15 protein-coding genes are annotated in these 16,346 nt (G+C 66.1%); 4 read left to right on the forward strand and 11 right to left on the reverse strand.

Translation table 11 applies throughout. The features are described 5' to 3' along the window. Positions 1-9: 9 nt before the first annotated feature. The 8 genes from ruvB to A3CW_RS0101385 all read right to left on the reverse strand — a co-directional run bounded on the left by ruvB (position 10) and on the right by A3CW_RS0101385 (position 8,511). The gene (gene ruvB / locus A3CW_RS0101350; RefSeq protein ID WP_028201960.1) at positions 10-1,086 is read right to left on the reverse strand and encodes a Holliday junction branch migration DNA helicase RuvB; all 1,077 of its coding nucleotides are present in this window, start codon (positions 1,084-1,086) and stop codon (positions 10-12) included. 99 nt (positions 1,087-1,185) lie between these two features. Further along, positions 1,186-1,767 carry a Holliday junction branch migration protein RuvA gene (gene ruvA, locus A3CW_RS0101355; protein WP_028201961.1) on the reverse strand — a complete coding sequence of 194 codons (582 nt, stop codon included), beginning with the start codon at positions 1,765-1,767 and terminating at the stop codon, positions 1,186-1,188. 108 nt (positions 1,768-1,875) lie between these two features. Continuing rightward, on the reverse strand, positions 1,876-2,418 hold the full coding sequence (ruvC, locus tag A3CW_RS0101360; protein WP_028201962.1) for a crossover junction endodeoxyribonuclease RuvC: 543 nt from the start codon (positions 2,416-2,418) through the stop codon (positions 1,876-1,878). A gap of 204 nt (positions 2,419-2,622) precedes the next feature. Further along, positions 2,623-4,188, reverse strand: coding sequence for a bifunctional phosphoribosylaminoimidazolecarboxamide formyltransferase/IMP cyclohydrolase (gene purH, locus A3CW_RS0101365; protein WP_028201963.1), 1,566 nt, complete (start codon positions 4,186-4,188; stop codon positions 2,623-2,625). A 70-nt stretch (positions 4,189-4,258) separates the two neighbouring features. Then, positions 4,259-4,492 carry a Fis family transcriptional regulator gene (locus A3CW_RS0101370; protein WP_028201964.1) on the reverse strand — a complete coding sequence of 78 codons (234 nt, stop codon included), beginning with the start codon at positions 4,490-4,492 and terminating at the stop codon, positions 4,259-4,261. Continuing rightward, positions 4,489-5,556, reverse strand: coding sequence for a tRNA dihydrouridine synthase DusB (gene dusB, locus A3CW_RS0101375; protein WP_028201965.1), 1,068 nt, complete (start codon positions 5,554-5,556; stop codon positions 4,489-4,491). Before dusB ends, A3CW_RS0101370 begins: the two co-directional genes overlap by 4 nt. Positions 5,557-5,762: 206 nt before the next feature. Beyond that, positions 5,763-7,052: a UbiH/UbiF/VisC/COQ6 family ubiquinone biosynthesis hydroxylase gene (locus A3CW_RS0101380; protein WP_028201966.1), complete on the reverse strand. Its 1,290-nt coding sequence runs from the start codon at positions 7,050-7,052 to the stop codon at positions 5,763-5,765. Positions 7,053-7,104: 52 nt separating this feature from the next. Beyond that, the gene (locus A3CW_RS0101385; protein WP_028201967.1) at positions 7,105-8,511 is read right to left on the reverse strand and encodes an aminopeptidase P N-terminal domain-containing protein; all 1,407 of its coding nucleotides are present in this window, start codon (positions 8,509-8,511) and stop codon (positions 7,105-7,107) included. 271 nt (positions 8,512-8,782) lie between these two features. Between A3CW_RS0101385 and A3CW_RS0101390 the strand changes: the two genes are divergently transcribed. Then, positions 8,783-9,394, forward strand: a complete 612-nt coding sequence (locus tag A3CW_RS0101390) for a glutathione S-transferase C-terminal domain-containing protein (RefSeq protein WP_028201968.1) — start codon at positions 8,783-8,785, stop codon at positions 9,392-9,394. A gap of 96 nt (positions 9,395-9,490) precedes the next feature. Here the strand turns inward: A3CW_RS0101390 and A3CW_RS0101395 are convergent, their stop codons facing one another. The 3 genes from A3CW_RS0101395 to A3CW_RS0101405 all read right to left on the reverse strand — a co-directional run bounded on the left by A3CW_RS0101395 (position 9,491) and on the right by A3CW_RS0101405 (position 13,061). Continuing rightward, positions 9,491-11,098, reverse strand: a complete 1,608-nt coding sequence (locus A3CW_RS0101395) for an FMN-binding glutamate synthase family protein (RefSeq protein ID WP_028201969.1) — start codon at positions 11,096-11,098, stop codon at positions 9,491-9,493. A 247-nt stretch (positions 11,099-11,345) separates the two neighbouring features. Next, positions 11,346-12,542 (reverse strand): tRNA 2-thiouridine(34) synthase MnmA, encoded by a 1,197-nt coding sequence (gene mnmA, locus A3CW_RS44805; protein WP_051481091.1) that lies wholly within the window; start codon positions 12,540-12,542, stop codon positions 11,346-11,348. A 12-nt stretch (positions 12,543-12,554) separates the two neighbouring features. Then, the gene (locus A3CW_RS0101405) at positions 12,555-13,061 is read right to left on the reverse strand and encodes an NUDIX hydrolase (RefSeq protein ID WP_028201970.1); all 507 of its coding nucleotides are present in this window, start codon (positions 13,059-13,061) and stop codon (positions 12,555-12,557) included. Positions 13,062-13,355: 294 nt separating this feature from the next. On the opposite strand from A3CW_RS0101405, the gene A3CW_RS0101410 reads away from it, so the two are divergent. Genes A3CW_RS0101410 through A3CW_RS0101420 form a run of 3 tightly spaced genes read left to right on the forward strand, consistent with a single transcriptional unit; the run spans position 13,356 to position 16,309 of the window. Continuing rightward, on the forward strand, positions 13,356-14,507 hold the full coding sequence (locus A3CW_RS0101410) for a Re/Si-specific NAD(P)(+) transhydrogenase subunit alpha (RefSeq protein ID WP_028201971.1): 1,152 nt from the start codon (positions 13,356-13,358) through the stop codon (positions 14,505-14,507). A 17-nt stretch (positions 14,508-14,524) separates the two neighbouring features. Continuing rightward, complete coding sequence (locus tag A3CW_RS0101415) at positions 14,525-14,854, forward strand: NAD(P) transhydrogenase subunit alpha (protein WP_028201972.1); 330 nt, start codon at positions 14,525-14,527, stop codon at positions 14,852-14,854. Next, positions 14,855-16,309: an NAD(P)(+) transhydrogenase (Re/Si-specific) subunit beta gene (locus tag A3CW_RS0101420; protein WP_028201973.1), complete on the forward strand. Its 1,455-nt coding sequence runs from the start codon at positions 14,855-14,857 to the stop codon at positions 16,307-16,309. Positions 16,310-16,346: the final 37 nt, after the last annotated feature.

Consider the following 16,346-nt stretch of genomic DNA (forward strand, 5'->3'; position numbering starts at 1 on the left):
TCGCGCGCCCTACGACGCGTCCGGTTCCCAGTCGCCGCCCGTCGATGCGTCGTCCGGCACAGTGAGGCCGAAGTGGCGGTAGCTCAGTTGCGTGGCCACGCGGCCGCGCGGCGTGCGCTGCAGATAGCCCTGCTGGATCAAATACGGTTCGAGCACGTCCTCGATCGTGTCGCGCTCCTCGCCGATCGCGGCGGCAAGGTTGTCCACGCCCACCGGACCGCCGTCGAACTTGTGCAGGATGGCTTCGAGCAGCTTGCGGTCCATCAGGTCGAAGCCGACGGGATCGACGTCGAGCATGCGCAGCGCGGCGTCGGCGACCGTCGCGGTGATTGCGCCGTCTGCCTTCACCTCCGCGTAGTCGCGCACGCGGCGCAGCAGGCGGTTGGCGATACGTGGCGTGCCGCGCGAGCGGCGTGCGATTTCGACTGCGCCGTCAGGGTGGATCTGCGCGCCGAGCAGCGAAGCCGAGCGCTGCACGATGCGCGAGAGCTCGCTGGCGTTGTAGAACTCGAGGCGCGAGACGATGCCGAAGCGGTCGCGCAGCGGGTTCGTGAGCATGCCCGCGCGCGTGGTCGCGCCCACCAGCGTGAACGGCTGGAGGTCGAGCTTCACGCTGCGCGCCGCCGGCCCTTCACCGATCATGATGTCGATCTGGTAGTCCTCGAGCGCCGGATACAGGATTTCCTCGACGACCGGCGAGAGCCGGTGAATTTCGTCGATGAAGAGCACGTCGTTGGCTTCGAGATTGGTGAGCAGCGCAGCGAGATCGCCCGCGCGCTCCAGCACGGGGCCCGACGTCTGCCGCAGATTGACCCCCATTTCGCGCGCGATGATGTGTGCGAGCGTGGTCTTGCCGAGGCCCGGCGGTCCGAACAACAGCACGTGGTCGAGCGGTTCGGAACGGCGCTTCGCAGCCTCGATGAAGATCTCGAGTTGGCCGCGCACCTTTTCCTGGCCGACATATTCATCGAGCTGGCGCGGGCGCAGCGCGCGTTCGTACGCTTCCTCATGAGTCGAGGTGGGCGTGGCGGCGATCACGCGGTCGACGCCGGCTTGGTTGGCGGCGAGTTTGTCGGTTTCGATCATCCAGCGATTGTACCGCGCAGACTATGCGACAGCGGGGCCGTCCCGGGCATCGCGATGGCGCCGCAACTAACAGCCCGCCTCGAGTGTGTGCGAAGGCGATCAGGCCTTGGAAAGCGCCTTGAGCGCGAGCTTGATGCCTTCCGAAACGCCGGTGCCGGCGGGCACGTTCTTGATCGCGGCGAGCGCTTCCTTCTCCGAATAGCCGAGCGCGAGCAGCGCGTTGAGGATGTCGTTCGCGTGGTCCGAAGGCGAAGCGGCGGCGGCCATCGCACCGAGGTCCGCGCCGAGCTTGCCCTTGAGCTCGAGCAGCAGGCGCTCGGCCGTCTTCTTGCCGATGCCGGGCACGCGCGTGAGGCGCGCCGCATCCTGCTGCGTGACTGCTTGCGCCAGGTCATTCACGCTCATGCCCGAGAGAACGGCGAGCGCCATGCGCGCGCCGATGCCGCTGATCTTGAGCAACTCGCGAAACGTCGAGCGTTCCTCCTGCGTGCCGAAGCCGAAGAGCAGATGCGCGTCTTCGCGCACGATCATCTGCGTGAGCAACACGATTTTTTCGCCGGTGCCGGGCAGGTTGTAGAACGTGCTCATCGGCACGTCGACTTCGTAGCCGACGCCGTTGCAGTCGATGAGCAGGTGCGGCGGGTTCTTTTCCAGCAATACGCCGGCAATGCGACCGATCATGGCGGGTTCTGTGATGAGGGAAAGCTCAAGAGTGTAGCGGAGGGCAGGGCAGTCCGGAGCGCGCGTCCGGAACGTTGGCCGTTGCGCCAGGGCGCGTCAGCCACGCATTCAGCCTATCAACCGTCCGCGGCGTACCCGCATGCCCTTCTTCGCGAGCGCTGGCGCAAGGCCGCCCAGCGTGGCAAGCGCGTCGCCGCCGTGCGCGTGGCAGATCGCCATGCCGAGCGCGTCGGCGGCGTCGGTGCCGGGTGTGCCGGTGAGGGCGAGCAGGCGCACGACCATCTGCTGCATCTGTTCCTTGGTCGCGCGTCCGTAGCCCACCACGGCTTGCTTGAGCTGCAATGCGGTGTACTCGGCCACCGGCACGCCGCCCGAAACCAGCCCGCAGATGGCCGCGCCGCGCGCCTGGCCGAGCAGGAGGGTCGACTGCGGATTGACGTTGACGAAGACCTTTTCGATTGCGGCCTGATCGGGCGCGTGCTGGCGGATCAGCGTGGAAACGCCCTCGAAGATGGTGCCGAGGCGTGTAGGCAGATCGGCATCGGCGGTGCGGATGACGCCGCTTGCGACGTACGTGAGTTGATGGCCGTGACGCTCGATCACGCCGAAGCCGGTGACGCGCAAGCCGGGGTCGATGCCGAGAATTCTCATGAAATGCGGGAAAGACGGATGTGCCTGCGATGGTACAACGAACGGCACTGATGCCGCGAGCCTTGAAGGCGCGAGCGAACAACGTGCGAGCGAACAAGGCGCGCCGCGCAAAGAAAAAGCCCGCGAGACGCAAGTCCGGCGGGCTTTGCACAAGCGGCGCGTCACGTGCAGGTCACGCGCCGCACGCAACCAGGGCGGCGAAGATCAGTGACGGAAGTGGCGGATGCCCGTCATCACCATCGCGATGTTGTGCTCGTCGGCGGCGGCGATCACTTCGTCGTCGCGCATCGAGCCGCCCGGCTGGATCACGCAGGTCGCGCCCGCGTTCACCACCACGTCGAGGCCGTCGCGGAACGGGAAGAACGCGTCCGAGGCGACTGCCGTGCCCGCGAGCTTGAGGCCCGCGTTTTCAGCCTTGATGCTGGCGATGCGCGCCGAGTCCACGCGGCTCATCTGGCCCGCGCCCACGCCCATCGTCATACCGTTCGCGCAGAACACGATGGCGTTCGACTTCACGAACTTCGCGACGCGCCATGCGAACAGCAGGTCATCCATTTCCTTCGGCGTGGGGTGGCGCTTCGTCACCACGCGCAGTTCGTGCGGCTGCACGTTCTTCGCGTCGAGCGATTGCACGAGCAGGCCGCCACCCACGCGCTTGAGGTCGAACGCGTTATGGCCGTTGCCGAGCGCGATCTCGAGCAGACGCACGTTCTGCTTCGCGGCGAACACGGCCTTCGCGGCTTCCGAGAACGACGGCGCGATCAGCACTTCGACGAACTGCTTCGCCACGGCCTGAGCCGCGGCTTCGTCCACTTCGCGGTTGAACGCGATGATGCCGCCGAACGCCGAGGTCGGGTCGGTCTGGAACGCCTTCGAGTAGGCTTCGAGCGCGTTCGCGCCGATCGCCACGCCGCACGGATTCGCGTGCTTGATGATCACGCAGGCCGGGGCGTCGAACGTCTTCACGCATTCCCATGCCGCGTCCGAGTCGGCGATGTTGTTGTACGAGAGTTCCTTGCCCTGCAGCTGCGTGTAGTTCGCGAGCGCGCCGGCGGGCGTCGTGAGGTCGCGGTAGAACGCGGCGCTCTGGTGCGGGTTTTCGCCGTAGCGCAGGTCCTGGACCTTGTCGAACGCGAGGTTCAGCACGGCCGGGTAGGTGTTGCGCGACTTGTGCTCGAGCGCTTCGGTGAGGCTCGTGAGGTAGTTCGTGATCGCGCCGTCGTACTGCGCCGTGTGCGAGAACACCTTGGTCGCGAGGCGGAAGTTCGTGGCGTAGCTCACGGTGTTGCCGTTCGCGCGCATCTCTTCCAGCACCTTCGCGTAGTCGGCCGGGTCGACCACCACGGTCACGTCGCGATGGTTCTTCGCCGCCGAGCGCAGCATGGTCGGGCCGCCGATATCGATGTTCTCGATCGCGTCTTCGAGCGTGCACTCTTCCTTCGACACTGTCTGGACGAACGGGTAGAGGTTCACGACCAGCAGGTCGATCGTCGGGATGTCGTGCTTTTCGAGCGCGGCCATGTGCTCGGGCAGGTCGCGGCGCGCGAGGATGCCGCCGTGCACCTTCGGGTGCAGCGTTTTCACGCGCCCATCGAGCATTTCCGGAAAGCCCGTGTAGTCGGCCACTTCGGTGACGGAAAGGCCCGCGTCCGCGAGCAGTTTCGCGGTGCCGCCGGTCGAGAGGATCTTGACGCCGAGGTCCGACAGCGACTTCGCGAAGTCGACGATGCCGGCCTTATCGGAAACGGAGATGAGCGCTTGCCTGATCATGATGGATAACGAGGTAGATTGCCGAGAGATCGAGGGGTCCGCGCCGAAGGTCCAGAAAAACGCAGCGGCGTTACAGCAGGCCGTGCTGCTGGAGCTTCTTGCGCAGCGTGTTGCGGTTGATGCCGAGAAACTCGGCGGCGAGCGACTGATTGCCGCCTGCCTGCTCGAGCACCACCTCGAGCATCGGTTTTTCGACGCACGCTATCACCATTTCGTAGACGTCGTGCGGATTGCTGCCGTCGAGGTCCTGGAAGTAGATGCCAAGGCTCTCGCGGACGGATTGTTCGATGTTGTGCTTGCTCATGCTGCCAGTCGATCGGTTGATTCGTCGCTGCCGTCGCTGTCGTTGTTCTCGTCGTCGACGTAGACGAGGCGCTCGGAGCGCGCCTTTTGTTCGTCGAAGAACTGGTTGACGGCGACGAGCTGCTCGCGCGTGGTGTCCAGCGTATTCATGCGATGCCGGAACGTATTGGCGCCGCAAAGGCCGCGAGTGTACCAGCCGATATGCTTGCGCGCAGTACGCACGCCCGTAAATTCCCCATAAAACGCGTAGTGGTCCTCCAGATGCTCGTTCATGATCGACTGGATTTCGTCCACGCGCGGCGGCGGCAGCAGCTCGCCGGTCGCCAGAAAATGCTCGATTTCGCGGAACAGCCACGGGCGCCCCTGCGCCGCGCGGCCGATCATGATGGCGTCGGCGCCCGTGAGCGCGAGGACCTCGCGCGCCTTTTGCGGCGACGTAACGTCGCCGTTCGCGACCACTGGAATGCGCGCGGCAGCTTTAACCGCGGCAATCGTTTCGTACTCCGCTTCACCGTGATAGAGGTCGGCGCGCGTGCGGCCGTGCACGGTGAGCATGGCGATGCCGCTTTCCTCGGCAATGCGCGCAATGGTGAGCGCGTTGCGGTTGTCGCGGTCCCAGCCCGTGCGGATCTTGAGCGTGACGGGCACGGCGTCGGGGCCCACGCCCACGGCGTCGACCACGGCCTTGACGATGCGTGCGACGAGCGGTTCGTTCTGCAAGAGCGCCGAGCCGGCCGCGACGTTGCAGACCTTCTTGGCCGGGCAGCCCATGTTGATGTCGATGATCTGCGCGCCGTTCGCGACGTTGTAGCGCGCGGCTTCGGCCATCATTTCCGGATCGGCCCCGGCGATCTGCACGGAGATGGGTTCCACCTCGCCGGCGTGATTGGCACGGCGCATGGTCTTTTCGCTCTTCCAGAGCTGCGCGTTGGACGCGACCATTTCGGAGACCGCATAGCCCGCGCCGAGGCGCTTGCACAGCTGGCGGAACGGCCGGTCCGTGACACCCGCCATGGGGGCGACGAACAGGTTATTACGCAAGGTGTGACGGCCGATAGTGAACATGACGCGCGGGCGAGGCCGGTGCCGCGACCCGGATGGCAATCCGGGTCGCGCGGCGAACGGCGTGAATTTGAAAAAGGGGAAACGCGTATTTTAGCGTAAGCGGGATGCGAGGTCGCGCAGCGCGGACCCTGGTCTTGTCCTGGAGCCGTGTTGCTGCGGCCAAAGAAAAGCGATGCGACCCTTAGTTCGCTCCTCAGTGCGCTGCCTCAACTCCGCTGCCCGAACATCATCTGCCGCGCGAGCGCCGTCTTCACGGGCGGTGCGAATTCGAGCGCCGTGAGTGCGAGTCCGCGCAGCGCGGCGAGCGGGCCGAAATCGACGGTGAACAGGCGTGCAAGCGTATCCGTCGCGCCGATCGTCATGCGCCGGTCGAACGCGCGGCGGCCCGCGAACTCGGCGAGCGCGCGCGGCGTGGCGCCGTGCTGCGCGAGCGAATCGGCAAGGGCGTGGGCGTCGCGCAGGCCGAGATTGAGGCCCTGGCCCGCCACCGGATGCAGTGTTTGTGCCGCATTGCCGACCGCCGCGATGCGGCCGTGGCCGGAAACGAGCGCGTCGAGCGCGTTCAGGCCGAGCGGAAAGGCCGCGCGGCCGTGAATCTGCGTGAAGCGACCCATGCGCGCGCCGAACGCCACGCTGAGTTCGGCGAGGAAATCGGCGTCCGAGAGCTGCGCACGGCGCTCGGCCTGGGCAGGGGAGCAGCACCATACCAGCGCGTAATCCGCGCCGCGCACGCCGCCCATCGGCAGGAGCGCGATCGGGCCTTCGTTCGTGAAGCGCTCCCACGCGACGTGCGGCTGCGGGGCGGCAAGTGTCACCACGCCGACCAGCGCCGTTTGCCCGTAGTCGCGCGTGCGTTTGGTTTCGGCGGCCGGCGGTGCGGCCTTTGTATTGGCCTCGTCGGCCTCTTCGGTCTCGGCTTGCGCGTCGCGTTGCGGCGGCGTGCGATACAGGCCGCCTTCGGCGTTCACGAGGATGCGCGTGCGCAGATGCCGCTCGACGCCCGCGCTCACGACCGGCAGCGTCACGCCGTCGTTCTCCACGACGGGATCGTGCGCCTGCGTGTGATGCAGCCAGTGCACCTGCGTGCCGCGCACGGCCTGCGCGAGCGCCTGAACGATCGCGCCGTAGCGCGCCACGTAGCCGAGCGCGGGCAAGTCGTAGTCGTGGCGGTCGATCAGCGTGCGCCCGAAATGGCCGCGCTGCGAAACATGGATGCGCTCGATGGGCGTGGCGTCGTGCGGCCACGCGAGCGCTTCGAGCAGCGTGCGGCTGCCCTGCGAAACGGCGATGGCGCGCGGGTCGCCGGCGCTGTCCTCGGGTTCGCGCGCGTCGATCAGCGCAATCGAGAGCCCTTGCGTGGCGCTGCGCCGCGCGAGCCAACCCGCGAGCGCGAGACCCACCGGCCCCGCGCCGACGATCGTCACGTCGTGGTCGAAATGGGCGTGCGCGTTCGCGCCGGTTGGGGTGTCGTTCGCGCTGCCGGAAACTGCGTTCATGTCGTTTGCTTCGCTTCGTGTTGAAACTTCGCCTCTGCGTTTGCCGTCTGCATCACGCGCCGCGTTGCGCGTCCTGCATGAGCGCTTCGATTTCATCGGCGGCAACGGGCACGCCGCGCGTGATCAACTCGCAGCCCGTTTCGGTGACGATGGCGTCGTCTTCGATGCGGATGCCGATGTCCCAGTAGCGCTCGGGCACGTCCTCGGCCGCGCGGATGTAGAGGCCAGGCTCGATCGTGAGCGCCATGCCGGCGCGCAGCGTGCGCCACGGCGGCGGGGCGTCGGGCTTTTCGGCGCTTGCCGCAACGCCGCGTTCACCGCGTTCACGATAATCGCCCGCGTCGTGCACATCCATGCCGAGCCAGTGCCCGGTGCGATGCATATAGAAGCGCGCGTAGGCGCGCTCGGCGATCACGTCGTCGACGCTCGCAAAGCGCTGCCGGTCGATGATGCCGGTATCGAGCAGCCCCTGCGCGAGCACGCGCACCGCGGCGTCGTGCGGCGCCTCGAAATTCACGCCGGCGCGCGTGGCGTCGATAGCGGCCTGCTGCGCGGCGAGCACGATGTCGTAAAGCTCGCGTTGCGCGCTCGTGAAGCGGCCGCTCGCGGGGAACGTGCGGGTGATGTCCGAGGCATAGCCGTTCAACTCGCACGCCGCGTCGATCAGCACGAGGTCACCCTCGCGTGCCACCGCGTTACCCGCGGGGTAGTGCAGCACGCACGCGTTCGCGCCCGCCGCGACGATCGAGCCGTAGGCGGGCGCCTGCGCGCCGTGCTTGCGGAACGTGTAGAGCAATTCCGCCTCGATCTCGTATTCGCGCATGCCGGGCCGGCATGTCTGCATCGCGCGAACGTGCGCGAGCGCCGAGATCTTCGCGGCGCGGCGCATCGTGTCGAGTTCGTGCGCGTCCTTGAATACGCGCATGTCGTCGAGCAGCGGCAGCAGGTCGTACGCGGCGGCCGGCGCCGTGACGCCGCTGCGCCCCTGTGCGCGTACCGCGTCGATCCAGCGCTTCACCTGCGCGTCGAAGCGATCGGAGGCCGCGAGCGCGTAGTGCAGCGCCGGACGGTTGGCGATGAGCTGCGGGATGCGCGCATCGAGTTCGTCGGCAGGAAACGCGGCGTCGAAGCCGAACGCTTCGCGCGCGGCGTCGGGGCCGAAGCGAAAGCCTTCCCACGTTTCGCGCTCGACGTTCTTCGCGCGGCAGAACAGGATGGCGGCGGGCTGGTTCTCGCCCGCGTTCGCGTCGAGCACGAGCAGCGCCTCGGGCTCCGTGAAGCCGGTGAGGTAGTAGAAGTAGCTGTCGTGCCGATAGGGATAGTCCGCGTCGCGATTGCGCAGCGCTTCGGGCGCGGTCTGCACGAGCGCGACTCCGCCGCCTTGCGCCCGCAGCGCCGCAAGCACACGTTCGCGGCGCGCGCGATAGAGCGCTGCGCCGCCGTCGGGGCCGCGCTGCATGTCGGCTGCGTCGGCCACGCTGGCCGCAGGTTGGGCTTCGCTCGAGGCGGCCGGGGCGCTTTGCTTGAGGGTCGAGTCCATCGTGAGATTGTAGCGCTGGCTACAAACGGACGCGCTGGCTCGCGGCGCCCCGACCCGCTTGCCGCTGTTGCCGGGTGTTGTCTCTCGCTGACATTATTTGTAGGAAAAATCCTGCACTGCAACAACCGGCGCGTCAGAAAAACGCGAATCCAACGTATACTTCGGCCGGATTCCAGAAAAGGCAGGTGGTATGAAACTTATCGGTTCGCTCGGCAGCCCGTACGTCCGCAAGGCGCGGATCACGCTCGCCGAAAAGAAAATCGACTACAAGCTGGTGCTCGAAAACGTGTGGGGCGAGGAAACGGCGATTCACGATTTCAACCCGCTCGGCAAAGTTCCGTGTCTCGTGATGGACGACGGCGAGGCCGTGTTCGACTCGCGCGTGATCTGCGAGTACGTCGACATGCTCTCCCCCGTGGCCAAGCTGATTCCGCCCGCAGGACGTGAGCGTATCGAAGTGCGTTGCTGGGAGGCGCTCGCCGACGGTATGCTCGACGCCACCGTGTTGATCCGCCTCGAAGGCACGCAGCGCACGCCGGAGCAGCGCAACGAGGCGTGGGTGAAGCGCCAGGAGCGCAAGATCCACGAAAGCCTGACCGCGATGGCCAAGGGGCTCGACGGCAGCCCGTGGTGCGCGGGCAACCGCTACTCGATCGCGGATATTGCCGTGGGCTGCGCGCTCGGCTATCTCGACTTCCGCATGCCGGAGCTGAACTGGCGCGAGGCGCATCCGAATCTCGCGCGCCACTTCGAGAAGCTCTCGCAGCGTCAGTCGTTCGTCGACACGGTGCCGCAAGGCTGACGTCCAGTCGATCTGCAGCTCACGTCACTTAAACGAAAACGCCCGACGGCATCGCGTGCCGTCGGGCGTTTTCGTTCAAGTCGCGGATCGCCTTCCTCAGACGATCTTCTCCTCAGCCGGCGCGAACGAATCGCTGCGCGCAACCGGCCACCACTTCTCATACAGCTGATAGCAATAGCGGCCTTCGAGCAGATCGCCGGGCTTCAGGTACTTGAGCAGTTCCGACATCAGCTTCACTTCATACGACGACACGCGCCGCACGATGTGATGCGCACGCAGATCCGAAGGGCTCGCGAGACCGGCGGCCTGAATCAGCTCCTGCAGCGCGTGCAGCGTGTTGTGATGGAAGTTGAAGACGCGCTCGCCCTTGTCCGGCACGTTCAGCGCGCGCTGGCGCACGGGGTCTTGCGTGGCGACGCCGGTGGGGCAGCGGTCCGAGTGGCACTTCTGCGCCTGGATGCAGCCCACGGCGAACATGAAGCCGCGCGCCGAATTCACCCAGTCCGCGCCGATCGCGAGCGTGCGCGCGATATCGAACGCGGTGATGATCTTGCCGCTCGCGCCGATCTTGATCTTGTCGCGCAGGCCGATGCCCACGAGCGTGTTGTGCACGAGAAGCAGCCCTTCCTGCAGCGGCGTGCCGATGTGATCGGTGAATTCGAGCGGCGCTGCGCCCGTGCCGCCTTCCGCGCCGTCCACGACGATGAAGTCGGGCAGGATGCCGGTTTCCAGCATCGCCTTGGCGATGCCGAAAAACTCCCACGGATGGCCGATGCATAGCTTGAAGCCCGTGGGTTTGCCGCCCGAGAGCTTGCGCAGGCGCTCGACGAATTCGAGCAGGCCGCGCGGAGTGGAAAACTCCGAGTGGCGCGCGGGCGAGACGCAATCCTTGCCGATGGGAATGCCGCGCGTTTCGGCGATCTCGGGCGTGACCTTCGCCGCGAGCAGCATGCCGCCGTGGCCGGGCTTCGCGCCTTGCGAGAGCTTCACCTCGATCATCTTCACCTGCGGCTCGTTCGCGAGGCGCTGGAATTTCTCGGCGCTGAAGGTGCCGTCGTCGTTGCGGCAGCCGAAGTAGCCCGAGGCGATCTCCCAGATGATGTCGCCGCCATTCTCGCGGTGATACTTCGACATCGAGCCTTCGCCGGTGTCGTGCGCGAAGCCGCCTTTCTTCGCGCCCATGTTGAGCGCGCGGATGGCGTTCGCGGAGAGCGCGCCGAAGCTCATCGCCGAGATGTTGAAGATCGACATCGAGTACGGTTGCGCGCGGTTGGCGCCCACGAGCACGCGGAAGTCGCTGCCTGCGAGCTTGGTGGGCGCGAGCGAATGGCTGATCCACTCGTGGCCCACGGCCTTCACGTCGAGTTCGGTGCCGTACGGACGGCTGTCCACCGCGTTCTTCGCGCGCTGGTAGACGAGGCTGCGCTGGGCGAGCGAGAACGGCTTTTCGTCGGTGTCATCCTCGACGAAGTACTGGCGGATTTCGGGCCGCACGAACTCGAACAGAAAGCGCAGATGACCCCAGATCGGGTAGTTGCGCAGGATCGCGTGGCGTTCCTGGAACATGTCGTAGAGGCCGAGCGCGACGAGCAGCGCGGGCACGATCACGCAGTACCACGACAGGTGATGGAGCGCGGCCGCGGCAGCACAGGCCGCGAGCAGCAGCACCGCGCCCCACATGGCGAGATAACGTCGGGAAAACATTGGGGGAACTCCTCGAACTTGATGTAATGCGCGCGCCTGCTCTCCTCTCGTAAAGGGGGCGGTGCGCGTCAGCCGCGCGGTTGCTGGGCGCGGCTTGCGGGAATGATGCCGCAAGTTCGTGAATCTGGCCGGGAAGCGGGCAAAGCCGGTTGAGCGGCGTGAGGCAGGCGTCGAAAGGCTGATAAAAAAACGCGGCGCCCTGGGCGCCGCGCGGTGTTTTCTTACGTTTTGCCTGACGCTGCTTGCGTCACGCGGTCGTCGCCGCCGCGGGCTTCTTGCGCGGTACGCGTTTCTTTTTCTTCGGCGCTTCGGGCGGCAACACGGCAGGCACGTGCGGCGCGAGCGTCGTCACCGCCTCGATGATGCCGCCGCCCAGGCACACGTCGCCGTCATAGAGCACCGCCGACTGGCCGGGCGTCACGGCCCATTGCGCGTCGGGAAAGCGCAGCGTGAACTGGCCCGCGCCGAATTCGTCTGCGGTATGGAACGAGCAGGGTGCATCGGCCTGGCGATAGCGCGTTTTCGCGCCGCATGCGTGGTCTTGCGCCGGCGGCTCGCCCGCCACCCAGCTCACGTTGCCTGCGCGTAGCTCGTGCGCGAGCAGCCACGGATGATCGTGGCCCTGCACGACGTAGAGCGTGTTCGAGGCCATGTCCTTGCCCGCCACGAACCACGGATCGCCGCTGCCGTCCTTGCTGCCGCCAAGGCCAATGCCCTTGCGCTGCCCGAACGTATAGAACGCGAGGCCGATATGCTCGCCCACGACCTGGCCATCGGGCGTCATCATCGGGCCGGGTTGGGTCGGCAGATAGCGGTTGAGGAAGTCGCGGAACGGCCGCTCGCCAATGAAGCAGATTCCTGTGGAATCCTTCTTTTTTGCGTTCGGCAGGCCGATCTTCTCGGCGATCTCGCGCACCTTCGTCTTGGGGATCTCGCCGAGCGGGAACATCGTCTTCGACAGCTGCGCCTGGTTCAGGCGGTGCAGGAAGTACGACTGATCTTTCGTGTGGTCGAGCGCCTTCAGCAGTTCGAAACGTCCGTTGCTCTCGTTCTGGCGCACGCGCGCATAGTGGCCCGTGGCGATCGTTTCCGCGCCGAGCGACATGGCGTGGTCGAGAAAGGCCTTGAACTTGATCTCGGCGTTGCAGAGCACGTCCGGGTTCGGCGTGCGCCCCGCGGAATACTCGCGCAGGAACTCCGCGAACACGCGGTCCTTGTATTCGGCGGCGAAGTTCACGGCCTCGACGTCGATGCCGATCAGGTCCGCGACCGACACCACGTCGATCCAGTCCTGGCGCGTCGAGCAGTACTCGCCGTCGTCATCGTCTTCCCAGTTCTTCATGAAGAGACCGACGACGTCGAATCCCTGCTCCTTGAGCAGCCATGCGGTAACCGACGAATCGACGCCGCCCGACATGCCTACCACGACCTTACGTTTGCTCATTTCGTTGCTGCCTTAGTTCATCCTGGGTGCTGCCTTGGGCGCCGCTTTCGGCGCCGTCGCGTGCGTCTGGATGAAATCCAGCGGCACGCGCTTGCCAGCGAGGTAATCGTCGACACAGCGCATCACGAGCGGCGTGCGATGGCGCTCGCTCGCCGCGCGCAGCTCGTCCACGCTCATCCACACCGTGCGGACGATATCCGGATCGAGCGCGCGGTTTTCCGCCTCGGCCGCGACGCTGCCGCAGTACGTGAAGCGCACGTACGTCGCACCGCTCTCGTCTGGCTTGCCGAAGTGCGTCATATACACGCCGACCAGCGCTTCCGGCGTGAACGCATGCGCGGTTTCCTCGAGCGTTTCTCGCACCACGGCCTCGTGCAGCGTCTCTCCCGCTTCCAGATGGCCGGCGGGCTGGTTCAGACGCAGTCCGGCGCTCGTGTGCTCCTCGACGAGCAGAAAACGCCCGTCGCGCTCGACGATCGCGGCCACGGTGACGTGGGGTGCCCAGGTTTCCTCATTCATGGGGCGGTATTTTACCGGGACGGCGCGAACGCTGCCCGGGGCCGGATCGGACCCCACAGGGGCGCGGCCCGGCTCGCCTGGCACTGCCGACCGTCCGGTCGGACGACAGAGCGTGTTGTGTGCATCGCACAAAAACGGGCAATTCCCGCTACAAAGCCGCCGCTGCTTTCGGTTAAAGTGGTGCCGTCGTTTGCCGTTGCAATGGATGCCGGCGCTTGAACGCCGTTTGTCGGCCTCCCTTCGCTCGATTCGAGCCAGAACAGCTAGAACAAGAAGGTCGAGGAGGAAACAACGATGCATATCGGAGTGCCCGCAGAAACCCGGGCGAACGAAACCCGCGTGGCCGCGACGCCGGAGACAGTCAGGAAGTACGTCGCCCAGGGCCACACGGTCACGATCCAGGCCGGCGCCGGCACCGGCGCGAGTTATCTCGACGAGGCCTACACGGCCGTGGGCGCGCAGGTCGCCGATGCGGCCGCTGCCTTCGGTGCGGACCTCGTGCTCAAGGTCCAGTCGCCCACCGTCAGCGAATTGCCGTTCATGAAGCGCGGTGCGGTGCTGGTGGGCATGCTCGATCCCTTTAATGCGGAGAACGCCGCGAAACTTGCCGAGGCAGGCGTGACGGCCTTCTCGCTCGAAGCCGCGCCGCGCACCACGCGCGCGCAAAGCCTCGACGTGCTTTCGTCGCAGGCCAACATCGCCGGGTACAAGGCGGTGCTCGTGGCCTCGACCCTCTATCCGCGCTTCATGCCGATGCTCATGACCGCCGCCGGTACGGTGAAAGCCGCGCGCGTGCTGATTCTCGGCGCGGGCGTGGCGGGCTTGCAGGCCATTGCCACGGCGCGGCGCCTGGGTGCGGTGATCGAGGCCTCGGACGTGCGCCCGGCCGTGAAGGAGCAGATCGAGTCGCTCGGCGGCAAATTCCTCGACGTGCCCTATGAAACCGATGAGGAACGCGACGCGGCCGTTGGCGTGGGCGGCTATGCCCGGCCCATGCCGCCATCGTGGCTGGCACGCCAGTCGGCGCTGGTGCACGAGCGCGCGAAGCAGGCGGATATCGTCATCTCGACCGCGCTGATTCCCGGCCGCGACGCGCCTACGCTGCTGCCTTCGGAGACCGTGCAGGCAATGAAGCCGGGATCGGTGGTGATCGACCTCGCGGCAGGACGCGGTCCTGTTGCGGACGAGGCAAGTGGGCGACGCGGCGGCAACTGCCCGCTCACCGAGGCGGACAAGGTGGTGACGCACCACGGCGTGCAGATCTGCGGCTACACGAATCTCGCCTCGATGGTCGCCGCCGACGCCTCCGCGCTCTACGCGCGCAACCTGCTCGACTTCCTGAAGCTGATCGTCACGAAGGAAGGCACGCTCAACATCGATCTCGCGGACGACATCGTCGCGGCCACGCTGCTGGCCCGCGACGGCCAGGTCACGCGCAAGGCATGACGAGGAGGAGACCAACAATGGAAGTCATCAACCATACCGTCATCAACCTGATCATCTTCGTGCTGGCCGTGTACGTCGGCTACCACGTGGTCTGGAACGTCACGCCCGCGCTGCATACGCCGCTCATGGCCGTGACCAATGCCATTTCCGCGATCGTGATCGTCGGCGCGATGCTCGCCACGGGCCTGACCGTGGGCGGACCGGGCAAGTTCTTCGGCACGTTCGCCGTGCTGCTCGCGGCCGTGAACGTGTTCGGCGGGTTCCTCGTCACGAGGCGAATGCTGGAGATGTTCCGCAAGAAGGAGCCAAAAAAGCTCTCCGCCCCTGGCAGCAAGGAGGGCGCGTAAATGAGCATGAACGTCGTTACGCTGCTTTATCTGGTGGCGTCGGTCTGCTTCATCCAGGCGCTCAAGGGGCTGTCGAATCCGAAGAGCGCGCGCGCCGGCAACGTGTTCGGCATGGTCGGTATGGCCATCGCCATTCTCACCACCCTTGCCCTGATCGTGAAGCAGTCCGCACAGTTCGGCTCGAACCTTGGCCTCGGTCTTGCGCTGCTGTTCGCGGCGCTCGTGGTGGGCGGCGGCCTCGGGGCCTATGTCGCCGCGCGCGTCGAGATGACGAAGATGCCCGAACTCGTCGCGGCCATGCACTCGCTGATCGGTCTGGCGGCGGTGTGCATTGCGTATGCGGTCGTCTCCGAACCGGCAGCGTTCGGACTGGTTGCAGAAGACGCGCCGTATCCGGGCTTCCTGCCATATGGCAACCGCATCGAGCTGTTCATCGGCACGTTCGTGGGTGCGATCACGTTCTCGGGTTCCGTGATCGCCTTCGGCAAGCTCTCCGGGAAGTACAAGTTCAGGCTGTTCCAGGGCGCGCCGGTGGTCTATCCGGGCCAGCATCTGATCAACCTGTTCCTCGCGCTTGGCATGGTCGGCTTCGGCGTCCTGTTCTTCCTCACGCAGTCGTGGCTGCCGTTCATCATCATGACGCTGATCGCGTTCGCGCTGGGCGTGCTCATCATCATCCCGATCGGCGGCGCGGACATGCCGGTGGTCGTCTCGATGCTGAACTCGTACTCGGGCTGGGCGGCGGCGGGCATCGGCTTCTCGCTGAACAACGCCATGCTGATCATCGCGGGGTCGCTGGTGGGCTCCTCGGGCGCGATTCTGTCGTACATCATGTGCCACGCGATGAACCGCTCGTTCTTCAACGTGCTGCTGGGCGGCTTCGGCGGCGAAGCGGGCGCGGCGGCGGCGGGTGGGGCGCAGGAGCAGCGTCCGGTGAAGTCGGGTTCGGCCGATGATGCGGCGTTCATGCTCGGCAACGCCGAAAGCGTCGTGATCGTGCCGGGTTATGGTCTCGCCGTGGCGCGTGCGCAGCATGCGTTGAAGGAACTCACCGACAAGCTCGTCGAAAAGGGCGTGGACGTGCGCTACGCGATCCACCCGGTGGCGGGCCGCATGCCGGGCCACATGAACGTGCTGCTCGCGGAAGCCGAAGTGCCCTACGACATGGTGTTCGAGATGGAGGACATCAACAACGAGTTCGGCCAGACCGATGTCGTGCTCGTGCTCGGCGCGAACGATGTGGTGAATCCGGCGGCGAAGAACGATCCGAAGTCGCCGATCGCGGGCATGCCGATCATCGAGGCGTACAAGGCGCGCACGATCATCGTGAACAAGCGCTCGATGGCGGCCGGTTACGCGGGTCTCGACAACGAACTCTTCTACATGGATAAAACCATGATGGTGTTCGGCGACGCGAAGAAGGTGATCGAGGAGATGGTGAAGGCGGTGGAGTAAGCGCTGCGTGCATCGAACCCACGCGAAAGGCGCGCAG

This window comes from Paraburkholderia nodosa DSM 21604, assembly GCF_000519185.1.
GTDB classification, from domain to species: domain Bacteria; phylum Pseudomonadota; class Gammaproteobacteria; order Burkholderiales; family Burkholderiaceae; genus Paraburkholderia; species Paraburkholderia nodosa.

What these genes read in the sequence shown, in the direction of transcription:
- A3CW_RS0101410 (WP_028201971.1), top strand. Translation starts at nt 13,356, where the DNA reads ATGCATATCGGAGTGCCCGCAGAAACCCGGGCGAACGAAACCCGCGTG.
- ruvC (WP_028201962.1), bottom strand. Translation starts at nt 2,418, where the DNA reads ATGAGAATTCTCGGCATCGACCCCGGCTTGCGCGTCACCGGCTTCGGC.
- purH (WP_028201963.1), bottom strand. Translation starts at nt 4,188, where the DNA reads ATGATCAGGCAAGCGCTCATCTCCGTTTCCGATAAGGCCGGCATCGTC.
- A3CW_RS0101420 (WP_028201973.1), top strand. Translation starts at nt 14,855, where the DNA reads ATGAGCATGAACGTCGTTACGCTGCTTTATCTGGTGGCGTCGGTCTGC.
- A3CW_RS0101405 (WP_028201970.1), bottom strand. Translation starts at nt 13,061, where the DNA reads ATGAATGAGGAAACCTGGGCACCCCACGTCACCGTGGCCGCGATCGTC.
- A3CW_RS0101415 (WP_028201972.1), top strand. Translation starts at nt 14,525, where the DNA reads ATGGAAGTCATCAACCATACCGTCATCAACCTGATCATCTTCGTGCTG.
- A3CW_RS0101395 (WP_028201969.1), bottom strand. Translation starts at nt 11,098, where the DNA reads ATGTTTTCCCGACGTTATCTCGCCATGTGGGGCGCGGTGCTGCTGCTC.
- ruvB (WP_028201960.1), bottom strand. Translation starts at nt 1,086, where the DNA reads ATGATCGAAACCGACAAACTCGCCGCCAACCAAGCCGGCGTCGACCGC.
- dusB (WP_028201965.1), bottom strand. Translation starts at nt 5,556, where the DNA reads ATGTTCACTATCGGCCGTCACACCTTGCGTAATAACCTGTTCGTCGCC.
- A3CW_RS0101370 (WP_028201964.1), bottom strand. Translation starts at nt 4,492, where the DNA reads ATGAGCAAGCACAACATCGAACAATCCGTCCGCGAGAGCCTTGGCATC.
- mnmA (WP_051481091.1), bottom strand. Translation starts at nt 12,542, where the DNA reads ATGAGCAAACGTAAGGTCGTGGTAGGCATGTCGGGCGGCGTCGATTCG.
- A3CW_RS0101390 (WP_028201968.1), top strand. Translation starts at nt 8,783, where the DNA reads ATGAAACTTATCGGTTCGCTCGGCAGCCCGTACGTCCGCAAGGCGCGG.
- A3CW_RS0101380 (WP_028201966.1), bottom strand. Translation starts at nt 7,052, where the DNA reads ATGAACGCAGTTTCCGGCAGCGCGAACGACACCCCAACCGGCGCGAAC.
- ruvA (WP_028201961.1), bottom strand. Translation starts at nt 1,767, where the DNA reads ATGATCGGTCGCATTGCCGGCGTATTGCTGGAAAAGAACCCGCCGCAC.
- A3CW_RS0101385 (WP_028201967.1), bottom strand. Translation starts at nt 8,511, where the DNA reads ATGCAGCGCGGCCCCGACGGCGGCGCAGCGCTCTATCGCGCGCGCCGC.